The sequence below is a fragment of the Achromobacter sp. 2789STDY5608615 genome (assembly GCF_001298995.1).
Lineage (GTDB): Bacteria > Pseudomonadota > Gammaproteobacteria > Burkholderiales > Burkholderiaceae_B > Achromobacter > Achromobacter insuavis.
Genome location: NZ_CYTY01000004.1, coordinates 63,045 through 78,905 on the forward strand (window position 1 = coordinate 63,045; position 15,861 = coordinate 78,905).

The 15,861-nt window shown below is 68.1% G+C and carries 13 protein-coding genes; 9 read left to right on the forward strand and 4 right to left on the reverse strand.

What is annotated here, in order from left to right:
* Window positions 1-2 precede the first annotated feature (2 nt).
* Window positions 3-1,751, reverse strand: a complete 1,749-nt coding sequence (locus tag AOZ49_RS04590) for a ShlB/FhaC/HecB family hemolysin secretion/activation protein (protein WP_054474489.1) — start codon at window positions 1,749-1,751, stop codon at window positions 3-5.
* Between the two features lie 273 nt (window positions 1,752-2,024).
* Here AOZ49_RS04590 and AOZ49_RS04595 point away from each other — a divergent pair, with 273 nt between their 5' ends.
* The 3 genes from AOZ49_RS04595 to AOZ49_RS04605 all read left to right on the forward strand — a co-directional run bounded on the left by AOZ49_RS04595 (window position 2,025) and on the right by AOZ49_RS04605 (window position 6,135).
* Window positions 2,025-2,786 (forward strand): uracil-DNA glycosylase, encoded by a 762-nt coding sequence (locus tag AOZ49_RS04595; protein ID WP_054430741.1) that lies wholly within the window; start codon window positions 2,025-2,027, stop codon window positions 2,784-2,786.
* Window positions 2,787-3,064: 278 nt separating this feature from the next.
* Window positions 3,065-4,867: a DEAD/DEAH box helicase gene (locus tag AOZ49_RS04600; protein ID WP_054430742.1), complete on the forward strand. Its 1,803-nt coding sequence runs from the start codon at window positions 3,065-3,067 to the stop codon at window positions 4,865-4,867.
* 86 nt (window positions 4,868-4,953) lie between these two features.
* A complete protein-coding gene (locus AOZ49_RS04605; RefSeq protein ID WP_054430743.1) occupies window positions 4,954-6,135 on the forward strand; it encodes a class I SAM-dependent methyltransferase in 1,182 nt (393 codons plus the stop codon).
* Window positions 6,136-6,146: 11 nt separating this feature from the next.
* Here AOZ49_RS04605 and AOZ49_RS04610 read toward each other — a convergent pair whose 3' ends face one another.
* Genes AOZ49_RS04610 through AOZ49_RS32345 form a run of 3 tightly spaced genes read right to left on the reverse strand, consistent with a single transcriptional unit; the run spans window position 6,147 to window position 9,552 of the window.
* Window positions 6,147-7,250, reverse strand: a complete 1,104-nt coding sequence (locus tag AOZ49_RS04610; protein WP_054474490.1) for a tRNA CCA-pyrophosphorylase — start codon at window positions 7,248-7,250, stop codon at window positions 6,147-6,149.
* Complete coding sequence (locus AOZ49_RS04615; RefSeq protein WP_054431095.1) at window positions 7,247-9,373, reverse strand: lytic transglycosylase domain-containing protein; 2,127 nt, start codon at window positions 9,371-9,373, stop codon at window positions 7,247-7,249. The genes AOZ49_RS04610 and AOZ49_RS04615 overlap by 4 nt, the downstream gene beginning before the upstream one ends.
* A 17-nt stretch (window positions 9,374-9,390) precedes the next feature.
* Window positions 9,391-9,552 (reverse strand): hypothetical protein, encoded by a 162-nt coding sequence (locus tag AOZ49_RS32345; protein ID WP_156333354.1) that lies wholly within the window; start codon window positions 9,550-9,552, stop codon window positions 9,391-9,393.
* A 25-nt stretch (window positions 9,553-9,577) separates the two neighbouring features.
* Here AOZ49_RS32345 and AOZ49_RS04620 point away from each other — a divergent pair, with 25 nt between their 5' ends.
* From AOZ49_RS04620 to AOZ49_RS04645, 6 genes are all read left to right on the forward strand, one after another.
* Window positions 9,578-10,252, forward strand: coding sequence for a 5-formyltetrahydrofolate cyclo-ligase (locus AOZ49_RS04620; protein ID WP_054474491.1), 675 nt, complete (start codon window positions 9,578-9,580; stop codon window positions 10,250-10,252).
* A gap of 416 nt (window positions 10,253-10,668) precedes the next feature.
* Window positions 10,669-12,099, forward strand: coding sequence for a circularly permuted type 2 ATP-grasp protein (locus AOZ49_RS04625; RefSeq protein ID WP_054430746.1), 1,431 nt, complete (start codon window positions 10,669-10,671; stop codon window positions 12,097-12,099).
* Window positions 12,100-12,101: 2 nt separating this feature from the next.
* Entirely contained in the window at window positions 12,102-13,088 is a 987-nt protein-coding gene (locus AOZ49_RS04630) for an alpha-E domain-containing protein (protein ID WP_054474492.1), read from the forward strand.
* Between the two features lie 14 nt (window positions 13,089-13,102).
* Window positions 13,103-13,906 carry a transglutaminase family protein gene (locus tag AOZ49_RS04635; protein WP_054430748.1) on the forward strand — a complete coding sequence of 268 codons (804 nt, stop codon included), beginning with the start codon at window positions 13,103-13,105 and terminating at the stop codon, window positions 13,904-13,906.
* A 58-nt stretch (window positions 13,907-13,964) separates the two neighbouring features.
* Complete coding sequence (locus tag AOZ49_RS04640) at window positions 13,965-14,828, forward strand: proteasome-type protease (RefSeq protein WP_054430749.1); 864 nt, start codon at window positions 13,965-13,967, stop codon at window positions 14,826-14,828.
* 237 nt (window positions 14,829-15,065) lie between these two features.
* Complete coding sequence (locus AOZ49_RS04645) at window positions 15,066-15,827, forward strand: DUF3800 domain-containing protein (RefSeq protein ID WP_082380321.1); 762 nt, start codon at window positions 15,066-15,068, stop codon at window positions 15,825-15,827.
* Window positions 15,828-15,861: the final 34 nt, after the last annotated feature.

Below are 15,861 nucleotides of genomic sequence, written 5' to 3' on the forward strand. Positions count from 1 at the left end.
GTCTAGAACTCGAACATCAGCGTGGCGGCGAAGACCGTGCTTTGGGTCTTCAGGTTGTCGGGCTTTTTCAGCGGCCAGCCGGCCGACAGGTCGTAGCTGGCGTTGACCGCATTGGCAACCCCGGGCACGGCGATGCGGCCGCGCAACCCCGCGACCGCGCCAACCAGGGTGCGGCTGGCCAGGTACTGCGCCGCCGGGCCGCCAACGCGGCCGGCGTCCAGGCCGGCGTACAGTTGCTGGCCCAGGTTGCCCAGGTTCAACGACAGGTCATTGCGCAGGGTCCAGCCGTCTTCCGCGGCCAGCGTCATCTGGCCATCGAAGCCGCGCACCGCGTAGCGGTTACCGATGGTGAAGTAGTCGGCGGGCACGATGGGCGTCTTGGCGCGCTGGATCTGCCAATTGGCTTGATAGGCGAGCTGCTGGCCGGCCACCTTGAAGGGCAGGTACAGGCCGGCATTGGCCGTCAGGATGGTGCTGCGGCCGTTCCAGTCGGGATCGCCGTAGACGTAGCCGGGCTGGTCGGAGAACTGGGGCAGCGTGCCGCGCACGCCGCCGCCGAGGTCCAGCACCATCTGGTCGATATAGTGGCGATGGCCATAGCTGAACTCGTAGCCGACCACGTCGCGCCGCTGCACCTCGATGTCGATGTCGTTGAGGGTGCTGTTGGCGCGCTTGCGCAGGAACTTCAGCATGGCGGTGCCCTTGTAGCTGGCGCCGCGGTAGGGCACCACCGATACGCCCGCTTCCACCTGCTTGCTGGTGCCGCCGTAGACGATGGGCTCGTCGAAGCCGGCCACGGTCTGGCGGTAGCGCGACTTGCTGGCGCCGGCGAATAAAGTCCAGTAGCCGAACGGGATGCTGTAGTTGATGGAAGCGGCGCGCGAGCCGGCGTCGCTGTTGCGCAGGTCGGCGTTGCTGTTCCAGGAGACCGACAACTGGTCGTACAGGAACAGCGGCGAATCGAGCGTGAGACCGGCGTTGACCTGGTTCTTGCCGGTGGACTCCATGCCGGCGTTGTCCCCGCCCACATAGGCGTGCCAGCGCTTGCCGGTGCCGGGCTTGATGATGATGTCCGAGTCGCCCAGTTCGGGACCCGGCGCCACGTCGATGGAAGCGTCGGCCTGGCCGGCCAGCCGGCGGATGTTTTCCAGCGCCTGGTCGAGGTCGCGCTGGTTGACCTCGCCGCCCGGCCAAGTGGGCAGCGCGGTGCGCCACCAGCCGGGCGCGCCCTCGCTCTTGACGCCCGAAACGCGGCCGGGCACGTAGCGCAGCGTCAACGTGCCCGTGGCCAGCGATTGCTCCGGCACCAGCACGCGGGCGGTGATCTGGCCGCGGTCGATCAGGCGCGCCATCAGGTGTTCCTGCAGCACGCGCAGCCCCTGCCCGCCGATGCACTGCCCCAGCGTGGTCTCGGCGTCGCGGCGCAACGCGGTCGGCGGGCCGGCGCCATCCCAGACCACCTGGCCGATCGTGAAGCAGGGCGATTCCTCGGGGAAGACGAGCGGTCCCTCGCCGGCGACGGCGGGCGGCGCCGACAGCACGTCCGGCCGTTCGGCGGCGCGGGCGCGCTGGGCGTCGAGCTCCTGCTCCTGGCGGCGTTGGATCTCGCTGGCGCGCGTGGCGGCCTCCACGGGCAGGGATTGCGCGGCCAGCGGGGGCAGGAAGGTCAGGAAGGCGATGGACGAAACGGACAGCGCCAGGCAGGGAAGCAGCCTCTGCCGGAGGCGGCTTCGCGATACGATGGTATGCACGTGTTTCTTATTGAAATTACCGGTTTCTTCCCATAACGGAGAGAAATCGGATTAATTAAGCGCATATTTCAATTTATGCCAGCTTTTTCACGGATTTTCTGGCGACAATCGAGAATATGCAACGCCGGAACAATGGTCATGCAGTTACATACCATTACGTCGACAAGTTAGCGTTCCGGGCGGCGGCTGGCGATGGGAACAGTCTGAAATCACCTGGAAACCCCACATTGCCGGCCACGCTGACGCAGCCCGCGCTGTGCCAAAATCGCGCCCATGCCAATCGACAACCGCCTGATTCCCTCCGCCCTCGCCGCCCAGACGGCGCAATTGCCCGCCGCCTGGCAGGCCGCCCTGCAGGCCCCGCGCGTCGCCGCGGCGCTGGAGGCCGTGACCGCCCATGTGGAAAAGCGCCTGGCCGAAGGCGCGGTGGTGTATCCGGCCGAACCGTTTCGCGCCTTGCACGGGCTGGCGCCATCGGATGTGCGGGTGGTGATCCTGGGACAGGATCCCTATCACGGTCCAGGCCAAGCCCAGGGGCTGGCGTTTTCCGTGCCCGACGATTGCAAGCGTCCGCCCAGCCTGCGCAACATCTTCAATGAGATCGCCCAGGAATATCCGGGCACGCCGCTGCCGGCCGGCAACGACCTCAGTCCGTGGACCGCACAGGGCGTGCTGCTGCTGAATACCGCGCTGACAGTGGAAGACGGCCAGCCCGCCTCGCACGCCAAGCGTGGCTGGGAAACGGTGACGGACGCCCTGATCGCCCGGGTCGCGCAGGATCCGTCGCCCAAGGTCTTCATGCTGTGGGGCGCGCACGCCCAGGCCAAGCAGGCGTTGCTTCCGGACAACAGTGGCCACCTGGTCCTGATGTCCAATCATCCCTCGCCGTTGTCCGCCCGGCGCCCGCCCGTGCCGTTCCTGGGCTGCGGCCACTTCCTGGCGACCAACCGGTGGCTGGCCGACCAAGGGAAAAACCCTATTGATTGGGGGCTGGACAAAAAAACAATTCCCCTGCAAGGCGAATTCGGGTTATGATCGCCGCACTGCACCAAACGAGTTCGGCATTTACCGCCTTGATTTAGCGGAAATTTCAGCAGTCTGCCGGGCAACCAAGCCCAGGCCCATGCCGAACATCATCGATTCCTGACCTCCTTTCCTTTCGCCCTGCGTTCCAAGCAGCATTACGGGAACGCGCCACGCGCACGGTTGATTCGGTCGGCACGATGCTCCATCAACCGTCGCCTGGATCCGGCCGCCTAATCCCCTGGCCCGACCAAGCACTGCGTCGCATTTGATCGCGGCAAGGGAAAGTTATGTCTTTCGAAAACCTGGGCCTCGCGCCCGCTCTGTTGTCGGCCCTGCAAGAAGCTGGCTTCAGCACCCCCACCGCCGTGCAAGCCTCGGCCATTCCGCAAGCGCTGGCCGGCCACGACCTGATGGTGTCCTCGCAGACGGGTAGCGGCAAGACCGCGGCCTTCATGCTGCCGGCCCTGCACCGCATCGCCCAGATGCCCGCCAACAAGGGCGTCGGCGTGCAAGTGCTGGTGCTGACCCCGACCCGCGAGCTGGCCCTGCAGGTCACCGACGCCACCGCCACCTACGGCCGCAAGCTGGCCGACCTGCGCACCGCCACCGTTGTCGGCGGCATGCCCTACGGCGCGCAACTGAAGGCGCTGTCGCGCCGCGTCGACGTGCTGGTCGCCACCCCCGGCCGCCTGATCGATCACCTGAACTCGGGCCGCGTCAAACTCAACACCGTTCACACGGTGGTGCTGGACGAAGCCGACCGCATGCTGGACATGGGTTTCATCGAGGATATCGAAACCATCATCGGCCGCCTGCCGGCCGAACGCCAGACGCTGCTGTTCTCGGCCACCCTGGACGGCACCGTTGCCAAGCTGGCCGCGCGCATGATGCGCGATCCGCAACGCATCGAGATCGCCGGCGCCAAGGAAAAGCACACCAACATCACGCAGAGCCTGCTGTACGCGGACGACGCCAGCCACAAGATGCAGCTGCTGGACCACGTCCTGCGCGACGCCTCGCTGGACCAGGCCATCGTCTTCACGTCGACCAAGCGCGGCGCCGATGATCTGGCCGACCGTCTGGCCGACCAGGGCTTTGCCGCCGCCGCCCTGCACGGCGACATGAACCAGCGCCAACGCACCCGCACGCTGTCGCAACTGCAACGCGGCCAGCTGCGCATCCTGGTGGCCACCGATGTGGCCGCCCGCGGCATCGACGTGCAGGGCATCAGCCACGCCGTCAACTTCGACCTGCCGATGCAGGCCGAAGACTACGTGCACCGTATCGGCCGTACCGGCCGCGCCGGCCGCAATGGCCTGGCGTTCACGCTGGCCACGCACTCCGAGCGCCACAAGGTGCGCCGCATCGAACACTACATCGGCCAGTCCATCACGCCCGAAGTGATCGCCGGCCTGGAACCCAAGCGCACCCCGCGTCCCTCGACCGGCGGCGCGCCGCGCGGCGGCAAGCCGTTTGGCAAGCGCCCGGGCGGCTTCGGCGGCGGCTACCAGGGTCACCGTGAAGGCGGTTCGCGTGAAGGCCGTTCGTTCGGCGGCCCGCGTGGCGAATTCAAGCCGCGTGAAGGCGGTTACCAGGGCGCCCGCGAAGGCGGCGCTGGTGGCTACCAAGGCAATCGCCCGTTCGGCGACCGCCCGGCCCGTTCGTTCAGCGATCGTCCCAGCTTCGGCGATCGTCCCCAGCGCGAAGGCGGCTACCAGGGCAATCGTCCCTTCGGCGACCGTCCGCAGCGTGAAGGCGGCTTCCGCGGCGGCGACCGTGATTCGCGTCCGAGCTACAACAACGACCGCGCCAGCTTCGGCGACCGTCCCAGCTTCGGTGATCGCCCGCAGCGCGACCCGCGCCCGTTCAACGAGCGCGGCCCGCGTGAAGGCGGCTTCCGTGGCGGCGACCGCGATTCGCGCCCGAGCTTCAGCGATCGCCCCAGCTTCGGCGACCGTCCGCAGCGCGAAGGCGGCTTCCGCGGCGGCGACCGCCCGGAAGGCGGCTTCCGTGACCGTCCCAGCTTCGACAAGCGCCCCGGCGGCCCCGCCAAGCGCTTCAACAAGCCGGCCGGCGCCCGCCGCGGCTAAGCCCTGAGGCTACCCAGCAAACCCCGCGCCTGTCGCGGGGTTTGTTTTTTGGGAAAATGCCTTATTCACGACGCCCTTCTTTCGCCATGCAACGCCCCGCTCCCGCCAACCTGCCCCCCCTCTCTCCCGCCGACCAGGCCCACAGCGACGCCGCCGCCGCGCACCTGCGCGCCGCGATCGCGGCCGCTTCAGGCTGGCTGCCGTTCGATCACTGGATGGCCGAGGCGCTGTATGCGCCGGGATTGGGCTACTACGCGGCCGGCAACGTCAAGCTGGCGCAAGCTGATGCACGCGCACCCGCAGGCGATTTCGTCACGGCGCCGCAATTGACGCCGCTGTTCGCGCGCACCCTGGCGCGCCAGGCAGCCCAGGTGCTGCGGCAGACCGATACCCAGGCGGTGCTGGAGTTCGGCGCCGGCACCGGCGCGCTGGCCGAAGGCGTGCTGCGCGAGCTGGACGCGCAGGGCTTGCCGGACACGCAGTACCTGATTCTCGAAGTGTCGGCCGACCTGCGCGCGCGCCAGGTCGAGCGGCTGGCGCCGTTCGGCGACCGGGTGCGCTGGCTGGACGCGCTGCCCACGGGCTTTCGTGGCTGCGTGCTGGCCAACGAGGTGCTGGACGCCATGCCGGTATCGCTGTTCCGTTGGAGCGACGACGGCGTGGTGCTGGAGCGCGGCGTGGCGCTGGACGCCGCACAGGATTTTGTCTGGGAAGACCGGCCAGCCCCGCCGCGCCTGGCCGACGCGGTGACGGCGCGCATGCCGGCGCTGCCGGGCTATGTGTCCGAGATCAACCTGCAGGCCGAGGCCTGGATCGACGGCTTGAACGGCTGGCTGGAACAGGGCGCGGCGCTGTTGATCGACTACGGTTTTCCACGCAACGAGTACTACCACCCGCAGCGCGCCGGCGGCACGCTGATGTGCCATCTGCGCCACCACGCGCATGGCGACCCGTTCACCGCCCCCGGCCTGCAGGACATCACGGCGCACGTCGACTTCACCGCCATGGCGGACGCGGCGCAGGCGGCCGGCCTGCAGGTGCTGGGCTATACGTCGCAGGCGCGCTTCCTGATGAACGCCGGGCTGATGGAATTGCTGGCGCAGCTGGATCCGACCGATGCGCAGGCCTACGCGCAAGCGGTGGCGCCCGTGCAGAAGCTGCTGTCGGAAGCCGAGATGGGCGAACTGTTCAAGGTGCTGGCGGTGGGCCGCGGCATCACGCAGCCGCTGATCGGCTTTGCGCGCGGCGACCGTCTCGGCAAGCTGTAGAAGAAGCGGCTTCAGGCGGCGCGCAGACGCTCCAGCCGCGCCTCGCGCACGCTCTGCTTGATGCGCGCCGGATCGCCGGCGCAGGCCCGGGCGATGGCGCCGGCATCCACGCCGCGCACCGCCTCGGCGCGTTCGCGCCAGGCGTCGATATCCACCGGCCGCAACACCGCCACCGTCTCGAGCAGATCGAAAAAGCGTTCGGGCTTGCGCAGCGCATCGACGCGCTCCATCAGCGCGAGCTGCGCGTCGGCCTGATCGGCGCCGGCGGCTTGCGCGGCCGCCAACCCCGTCAACATCTCGGGTAGAAGACGCGCGTAGTCGTTGCATTCGGTCGGCACGCGCAGGCGCCGGCCCAGGGCTTCCCGTTCGGGCGACAGGCGGCACAGCAGCGCATAGCGGCCGGGCAAGGACAGCTTGCGGGCGGCCGCGCGATCGACATCGCCGCCGGTTTCCTCGGACCCCTGCAATTCAGGCATCACGCGTTGCAGCGCGCCGGACTGCCGCAGCACGTCCAGCATGCGCGACGGCGCGGCGGCCATCAGGCCGCGCGACACTTCTTTCCAGACGCGCTCGGCCACCAGGGCATCGGCCTCGCCGGCCTCGACCATGCGGCGGCACAGCGCCAGGGTCTCGGGCGCGACGCTGAAATCGGCGAAGCGCGCGGCGAAGCGGGCCAGGCGCAGGATGCGCACGGGGTCTTCCTCGAAGGCCTCGCCGACGTGGCGGAACACATGCGCCCGCACATCGGCGGCGCCGCCGAGCGGGTCGACCAGCTCGCCGTTCTGCTTCTGCGCGATGGCGTTGACGGTCAGGTCGCGGCGGCGCAGGTCTTCTTCAAGCGTGACGTCGGCGCCGGTGTAGAAGGTGAAGCCCTTGTAGCCGCGGCCCGATTTGCGCTCGGTGCGCGCCAGCGCGTATTCCTCTTTGGTCACCGGGTGCAGGAACACCGGGAAATCGCCGCCCACCGGCATGAAGCCGCGCCGCGCCATGTCCTCGGGCGTGGCGCCGACCACCACCCAGTCGTGATCGCCGGGCGTCAGGCCGAGCAGCGCATCGCGCACCGCCCCGCCCACGATGTAGACCTGCAGGCCCGCTGTTGCCGCATCCCCCGTCATGGCAGGGTGGTGCTTTCCGCGCCCAGCGGCACCACGTTGCCCAGCCGCTCTTTCAGCGACTGCGACTGGCCGCTGAACATGGCGGCGTAGTAGACCGAGTTGGACATCACGTTCTTGACGTAGGTGCGCGTCTCGTTGAACGGGATGGTCTCGGCGAAGATCGCGCCTTCGACCGGATGGTTGAAGGTGGAGCGCCAGTTGTGCGGACGGCGCGGTCCGGCGTTGTAGCCGGCGCTGGCCAGCATCTGCGAGCCGTTCAGGTCGCGCAGCACCATGTTCAGGTAGTTGGTGCCCAGCTCGGTGTTGGTATCGAAGTCGTTGACGCTGTCGGGCGTGAAGTTGCTCATGCCGATCTTGCCCGCGACCCACTTGGCCGTGGCCGGCATCAGCTGCATCAGACCGGAGGCGCCGACGTGCGAGCGCGCGTCCATGATGAAGCGCGATTCCTGGCGGATCAGGCCGTAGACCCAGGCCGGGTCCAGCGCGATGGCGTTGGCCTTGGCGGCGACGCGGCCTTCGAACGGCGCGATGAAGCGCTGGCTGAAGTCGAATTCCTTCTCGGTGCGATCGGACGTGTTGACCACGCGGTCGTAGATGTTCTCGGCGCGCGCCAATTCGGCGGCGGCGAGCAGTTGGCGGTCGCTCATGCCGCGCAGCGCGTAGTTCCATTCGGGCACGGCTTCCTGGCGCCAGCCCAGGCGGAACAGCTGCACCGCGCGGCGCAGGCCCGGATTGGCGCGCGCCTCGGCGATCTCGCTATCGCTGATGGGCGCCGGACGCGGCGGCACGGTGATGCGGCGGCCCAATTCCTCGGCGGACAGCTGGCCGTAGAAGTCGAAGCGGTCGGCGATGGACGCGTAGGCCGCGTTGGCCTGGTCGCGGCGGCCGGTGGCGGCCATGCCGCGCGCCTTCCAGTAGACCCAGGACGGATCCTGGCGTTGCGCCTCCGGCATCTGGTCGATGGAGTCGATGACCCACTTCCAGTCGATCTTGGGCTGGCGCAGCGCGGCCCGCACCTTCCAGCCGGCGTTGTATTCCGTCATGCGGATGTGGCCGGCCTCGTGGTACCAGTCGTCGGCGCGGCTGTCCAGGTTGAGCGCGGCCACCAGCGCGTACTGGCCGCGGATCCAGGCCAGGTTCGACTTGGCCATGGACTTGGCCCATTCGCGCCGCAGGTAGGAATCGGCGACATTGATGTCGGAGCGGGCCAGGCGCGCCAGCGCGATGGTGACCAGCTCTTTTTCGTTGCGGCCCACCGGCAGGCGGTCCTGCCGCGTCAGCCAGCGCATCGGGTCCTTGATGAGGACGTCGTAGGTCTTCTGGTCGCGCGGCTCGAACATGTACTGCACGAACTTGCGCGCGTCGGTGGTCTTGTTGGCCTCGATGGCGTCGCGCAACTGCGGTTCGAGCTGATCCCAGCCCAGGACGTTGTCGGCGACCAGCTGGTCGTACAGCGTCCAGCAGGCGCCGCCCGGCGCGAACACGGCCATGGCCTGCGCGGCCGTGGCGCGCTGGCCGGTCATGTGCTTGGCGTTGAGGATGGCGCACTCGACCTGGGCGTTGCTGTTCTTGACCGGCGCGAGTTTGCGCACCAGGTCGAAATCGCCGCTGCGCGCTGCGGCCAGCAGCCAGTCGGCGCGCAAGCGGTCGGCCAGGTAGGCGTCGCCGTTGCCGTTGATGAATTTCTGCAGGTCGGTGTTGGGCCGGCCGCCCGCGGGCGGGCTCCACAACTGGTAGCGCAACAGCCAGTATTCCGGGTACATGCCGAGCGGGTCGGACTTGGCCTGGGGCACCAGCGCCCCCAGCACCGACCACTGCTTGCGGTTCATCGCTTCGCGCGCGGCCACCACCGCGGCCAGCGCCGGCGTATCGGCGGTGGGCGGCAGGCCCGCCAGCACGGCCGGCGGCACGGCGATGGCCGGCTGCGGCGCCTGCGCGGCGGGTTGCGGCTGGGGACTGACGGCCGCGGTGCGCTGCTGGGCGTCGACCGGCGCGCACGCGGCCGTGAACAGCGCCAGCAAGGGCAGCCAGCGGCGCAGGCCAGCGCGGGCGTCGGCGCCGCGCGGGGATTTCCCGCCGGTTTTCTGATACCGTCCGGATTGCGGGGCCCGGACTGCCGTCATGGAGTTGCGCGCGGCCTTCATGCGCGGACCTTGGCGGCGGCTTGCGGGTCGGCGCAGTGATAGGCGCAAAGACAGGCGTGGTGATACGCGCGGTCGTTGGCGCGGTTGCCGACGCGGTGGTTCGCGCGCAGGTTCGCGCCGTTATACGTGTTATCGCTGACCCGCATTGTCGCCTTCATTTTTCACCCCTGTTACAGCTACCGCATGACTACGCAAAATACTCCAGAGGATACCGCAAGCCAGCTACGCACGCGATTGCGGAAACTGCGTGCCGAACTGCCCGAAGACCAGCGCAGCCGCGGCGGCCTGCTGATGCGCGCGCGCCTGTTCACCTGGCTCAACGTGGCCCGCGACGAAGCCGTCCGCGCCGGCCGGCCCGCCCCCCGCACCGTGGCCGCCTTCTGGCCCATGGAAGACGAGCCCGACCTGCGTCCGTTGCTGGAGCAGTGGACGGAAAACGGTGTCACGGTGGCGTTGCCGGTGGTGCGTGAACGCAACGCGCCCCTGGCCTTCCTGCCCTGGACGCCCGACGCCGAACTGCGCGCCGGCCCCTACGGCATCCAGGAACCGGTGCACGGCGCCGAAGTGCTGCCCGACGTGCTGCTGGTGCCCACGCTGGGTTACACCGAATCCGCCGACCGCCTGGGCTATGGCGGCGGCTACTACGACCGCACCCTGGCGGCGCTGCGCGACCGCGGCCATGCCTTCACCGCCATCGGCGTGGCCTGGAGCTGCGGCGAGCTGGATGCCGACTACGCGCCGGCCGCGCACGACTTCCGCCTGGACGCCGTCATCACTCCGGACGGCTGGGTGCCGCATGTGCCCAACGAGCAACCGAGCCCGGGCGGCACCACGCTGCACCACTACACCCTGCGCTGACGCACCAGTCTCGCCCAAGGGCTTGCACCAAAACGGTGCAAGCCCTATGATCTGCCCCTGATATTGCCGATTGCCGCCTCGCGCGGCGTCCCCCGCGGGCGACCCCCGCGTCGCCCGCGCGGCCCGTCCGCCCTGCCGTCGTCACCCCTCGCCGCCAGGATTCCGACCCGTTTCACCCCGGCGTTGCCGCCATTCACCCCCAAGCGGGGCCTGCCGTCCCGCTTGCGCCATCGAACCCGCCGTTCATCCGGAGGGTAGCCATCCGCCGCCGACGAGAGGATATTTACCTCCAGGGCGGCCCCCGCGCGCCCCTGCCCAAGCTGGCATGCGGGTTGCTTATTCAGTCAGACCGGTCCTGTACGGACCGGACAACGGCCGCGCCCAAGCCGGCCGTCAGCATCTGCAACGGAGGAGCCATGAAGGACAGACCATCCCGTCCCGCCGCCTATGACGAAATGCGCGACAGCGCCGGCGGCATACGCTCCCATTACCAGGCCTTCGAGCGCTGGCACCAGGAGCAATCGGCGGAAGCCATGGCGGCGCGCCGCCTGGAGGCCGACCTGAGTTTCCGGCGGGTCGGCATCACCTTTTCGGTGGCCGGCGACGCCGCCGGCACCGAACGCCTGATCCCGTTCGACATGATCCCGCGCATCATCCCCGCCGACGAGTGGCGCGGCCTGGAAGCCGGCCTGAAGCAGCGGGTGCGGGCGCTGAACATGTTCATCCACGACATCTACCACGGCCATGACATCGTCCGCGCCGGCGTGGTGCCGGCCGAGCAGGTGTTCCTGAACGCCCAATACCGCCCCGAGATGCAGGACGTGGATGTGGCCGAGGACATCTACTGCCACATCGCCGGCGTCGACATCGTGCGCGCCGGCGCCGGCGAGTTCTACGTGCTGGAGGACAACCTGCGGGTGCCGTCCGGCGTGTCGTACATGCTGGAGAACCGCAAGATGTCGATGCGCCTGATGCCCGCCGCGTTCAGCCGCATCAAGGTCGAGCCGGTGGCGCACTACCCCGACCTGCTGCTGGACAACCTGCGCGAAGTGGCGCCGCATGGCGGCGACGATCCCACCGTGGTGGTGCTGACGCCCGGCATGTACAACTCGGCCTACTTCGAGCATGCCTTCCTGGCGCAGCAGATGGGCGTGGAGCTGGTGGAGGGCCAGGACCTGTTCGTCGAACAGAACACGGTGTACATGCGCACCACGCAGGGACCGCGCAAGGTCGACGTGATCTACCGCCGGCTGGATGACGACTTCCTCGATCCGCTGTCGTTCCGCGCCGATTCGGCGCTGGGCGTGCCGGGCTTGCTGTCGGTGTACCGCGCCGGCCGCGTGACGCTGGCCAACGCCATCGGCACCGGCATTGCCGACGACAAGTCCACCTACCTCTACGTGCCGGACATGATCCGCTTCTACCTGGGCGAGGAGCCGATCCTGTCGAACGTGCCCACGTGGCGCTGCGGGCGGCCGGACGAGCTGTCGCACGTGCTGGCCAACATGCATGACCTGGTGGTCAAGGAAGTGCACGGCGCCGGCGGCTACGGCATGCTGGTCGGCCCGTCGGCCACCCGCGCCGAGGTCGAGGCGTTCAAGGACCGCGTGCGCGCCAACCCCGCCAACTACATCGCGCAACCCACGCTGGCGCTGTCCACGGTGCCGACCTACGTCGAGTCGGGCGTGGCGCCGCGCCACGTCGACCTGCGCCCCTATGTGCTGTGCGGCAAGGACATCCGCACCGTGCCGGGCGGCCTGTGCCGCGTGGCGCTGACCGAGGGCTCGCTGGTGGTCAACAGCAGCCAGGGCGGCGGCACCAAGGACACCTGGGTTCTGGAGGAATAACGATGCTGAGCCGAACCGCCGACAACCTGTTCTGGATGTGCCGCTACACCGAGCGCGCCGAGAACACCGCCCGCATGCTGGACGTGAACCTGCAGATGTCGCTGCTGCCACAGGACGCACAGACGCGCGAAGGCTCGTGGAACGCCGTGCTGCGCATCTCCGAGCTGCAGCGGCTGTACCACGCCAAGCACGCCGTGGTGTCGCCGCAGGATGTGCTGCAGTACATGGTGCGCGATGCCGAGAACCCCTCGTCCATCTACAGCTGCATGCGCGCCGCCCGCGAGAACGCCCGCGCCGTGCGCGGCAGCCTCACCACCGAAGTCTGGGAGACCTACAACACCACCTGGCTGGAGCTGCTCAAGCACCTGCACACCGGGCTGCTGGAACGCAACCCGGGCGAGTTCTTCGAGTGGGTCAAGTTCCGCTCGCACCTGGCGCGCGGCGTCACCATCGGCACCATGCTGGAAGACGAAGCGCTGTACTTCCTGCGCATCGGCATGCACCTGGAGCGCGCCGACAACACCGCGCGCATGCTGGACGTGAAGTTTCACGAACGCGATGGCGACGGCACGCCGCAACAGCAGCAGGAAGGCCGCGGCGAGCAAGGCGCGTCCGGCTCGCTGCAAAGCGAGTTCTACCGCTGGTCGGCGCTGCTCAGTTCGATGTCCGGGCTGGAGATCTACCGCAAGGTCTATCGCGACGTGATCACGCCCGACCGCGTGGCCGAGCTGCTGATCCTGCATCCGGACATGCCGCGTTCGCTGCTGGCGGCGATGCGCGCGGTGGCCGACGACCTGGCGCGCGTCTCGAACCAGCGCTCGACCGAGACCGAGCGGCGCGCCGGCATGCTGTGCGCCGAGCTGCAGTTCGGCCGCGTCGAGGACATCCTGCACAACGGCCTGCACCAGTACCTGGAACACTTCCTGGACCGCATCAACGACCTGGGCAACCGCATCAGCCAGGACTTCCTGGTGCCGCTGTCGGCATGACAAAGGAGACAGGCATGAAACAGATCATCACGCACGTCACGCACTACCGCTACACCGCGCCCGTCACCTACAGCATCCAGACCCTGCGGCTGACCCCGCGCGACGACGAGCACCAGCGCGTGCTGCGCTGGCACATCGAGGCGCCCGGCGCGCTGGAGCAGCAGGTGGACGCCTACGGCAACATCACCCACACGCTGACACTGAACCGTCCGCACACCGAGATCGAACTGCGCGTGGTCGGGCAGGTGCTGGTCGGCTCGCTCGCGCAGGGCGCGCTGGGCGGCGAGGACAGCCGCCTGCCGGTGCACGCCTATTGCGTACAGACGCCGCTGACGCAGGCCGACGACACCATCCTGTCCTTCGCCCGCGACGTGCTGCCGGACGGCCTGAACGCGCCGGCGGACGTACTGACGCTGGCCAGCGCCATCTACGACCGGGTGGCTTACGAGCCGGGCACCACCGACGTCACCACCGCCGCCGGCCAGGTGCTGGCGCTGGGCCATGGCGTCTGCCAGGACCATGCTCACCTGTTCCTGGCCTGCGTGCGCGGCCTGGGCGTGCCGGCCCGCTACGTCAGCGGCTACCTGTACACCACCGCCGAACACGCCGCCAGCCACGCCTGGGCCGACGTCTGGCTGCCGGGCGTCGGATGGACCAGCGTGGACGTCACCAATCGCCAATTCGCGTCCGATTGCCACTGCCGCCTGGCGGTGGGACGCGATTACGACTCGGCCTCGCCCGTGCGCGGCGTGCGCAGCGGCGGCGGCGACGAATCCATGGAGATCAGCGTGCAGGTCCAGACCGCCTCCCAGCAATAAAACCCCGGCCGGCCGCGCCGCAATACAATTGCGGCGTGGTTTTCCTATTTTTCCGATCATGACCTACTGCGTAGCAGCCCGCCTCGATTCCGGCCTGGTGTTCCTGTCCGACTCCCGCACCAACGCCGGGGTCGACCAGATCAGCGTATTCCGCAAGATGACCGTCTTCGAGCGTCCGGGCGAGCGCATGATGGTGCTGATGACGTCCGGCAACCTGGCCGTCAGCCAGGCCGTGCTGAACGCGCTGGCGCGCCAGCACGACGAAGGCGGCGAAACCGTCTGGAACGCGCCCGACATGTTCGAGGCCACCCGCCGAGTCGGCGCCGCGGTGCGCGCGGTCTACCAGCGCGAGGCCGCGGCCCTGCACGAGCAGGGCGTGGACTTCAACGTCAGCCTGATCTTCGGCGGCCAGATCGGCGCCGAGCGCTGCCGCCTGTTCCAGGTGTATTCGGCCGGCAACTTCATCGAGGCCGGCTCCGAATGCCCGTACTTCCAGATCGGCGAGGCCAAGTACGGCAAGCCCATCCTGGATCGCGTGCTGCGCCCGGACACCACGCTGGACGAGGCCGCCAAGTGCGCGCTGATCTCGATGGACTCGACGCTGCGCTCGAACATCTCGGTCGGCCTGCCGCTGGATCTGCTGGTGTACGACACCAACGCGCTGCGCGTCACGCACTTCGCCAGCATCGACGAGCACAACGAGTATTTCCGCATGATCCGCGGCACCTGGGGCGAACGCCTGCGCCAGGTCTTCGCCGAGATCCCCGACCCGCTCTGGGCCAGCCCCGAGGACCCCGCCTCGCTGGTCCCCGCCAGCCGCGTCCACCAGCCCCTGCGCGCCGAACCCGTGGACGTGCCGCAGGCGGTCTATCCCGCGCCGCAGGTGCTGGCGGAGGATCCGGGGAAGGATCAGCCGAACTAGGGGACATAGCGGCTGCGTGCCAGACGCGCGAGAACCAGTCCTGCATTCTTGAAAATGCCCGCCTGCAATCGACGTTTTCCGCCATGATGCTTGCGGGCGCTCTCGGGCCGGCTTACACTTCTTTCAACGCATGTGAATTTTCATATGCCCACCTTCCGAAGCCCGCATGCAAGCAATTGCTGCGGGCTTTCGTGTTTTCTGCGAGCGCCTTTGACACCCTGCCAAAGGACTCGGAACGTGCATTACGTTGTTTATCTCGATGAATTCGGCCATGTCGGCCCTTTTCTTTCCCGCGACCATGCGCAGTACAAGACAAGCCCCGTGTTCGGCTTCGGTGGATTCCTGCTGCCGGCCGACGCGGTTCGCGAATTCGCCATCTATTTCTACAGGCTCAAATGCCGCCTGCTGCGATTCGAACTGGACCGGCAGGATCAGCCAGCCCATCGCTGGGAAAAAAAGGGCGCGCAACTCTACACGGTCCAGAATGTGAGCAGGTACAAAGAATTGCGGGTGTCGACGGGGCGATTGCTGAGCCAGATACGCAAGTCGGGGGGTTATGTCGTCTACGCCGGGGAATGCAAATCGGTCGAGGCACACGCCCACCGTGCCGCCGATCTGTTCAAGCGCCAATTGCTCCGCCTGATACGCATAGCAGACCACTTCTGCAGGGCGCGAAACGCCACGTTCCTGGTGATGTTGGATGAACAGCAGGCCGGCAATCTCTGGCGTGAACGCAATATGGAGGCCTGCACCCACGCCATGTTCGAAGACGAGAACGAGAAATGCAGAGCCATGATCGAGCCTCCGATCCAGGGTGAAAGCCATTTGTTCCAGACGCTGCAATGCGCCGACTGGATCTGCGGCTTGATGGGCAGGTTGCATGCCTACGAAACGGCCCCGGACCAGTATGAAGACTGGGCGATCTTTCATCGGTACTTCGATGCGCGGATGCGCGAAGCGACGCTTCCTGCCTGCGATCTGATCCGCCTCGACCGATGACACTGCAGGGCGCAGGACCCGTCCCACCGTATAA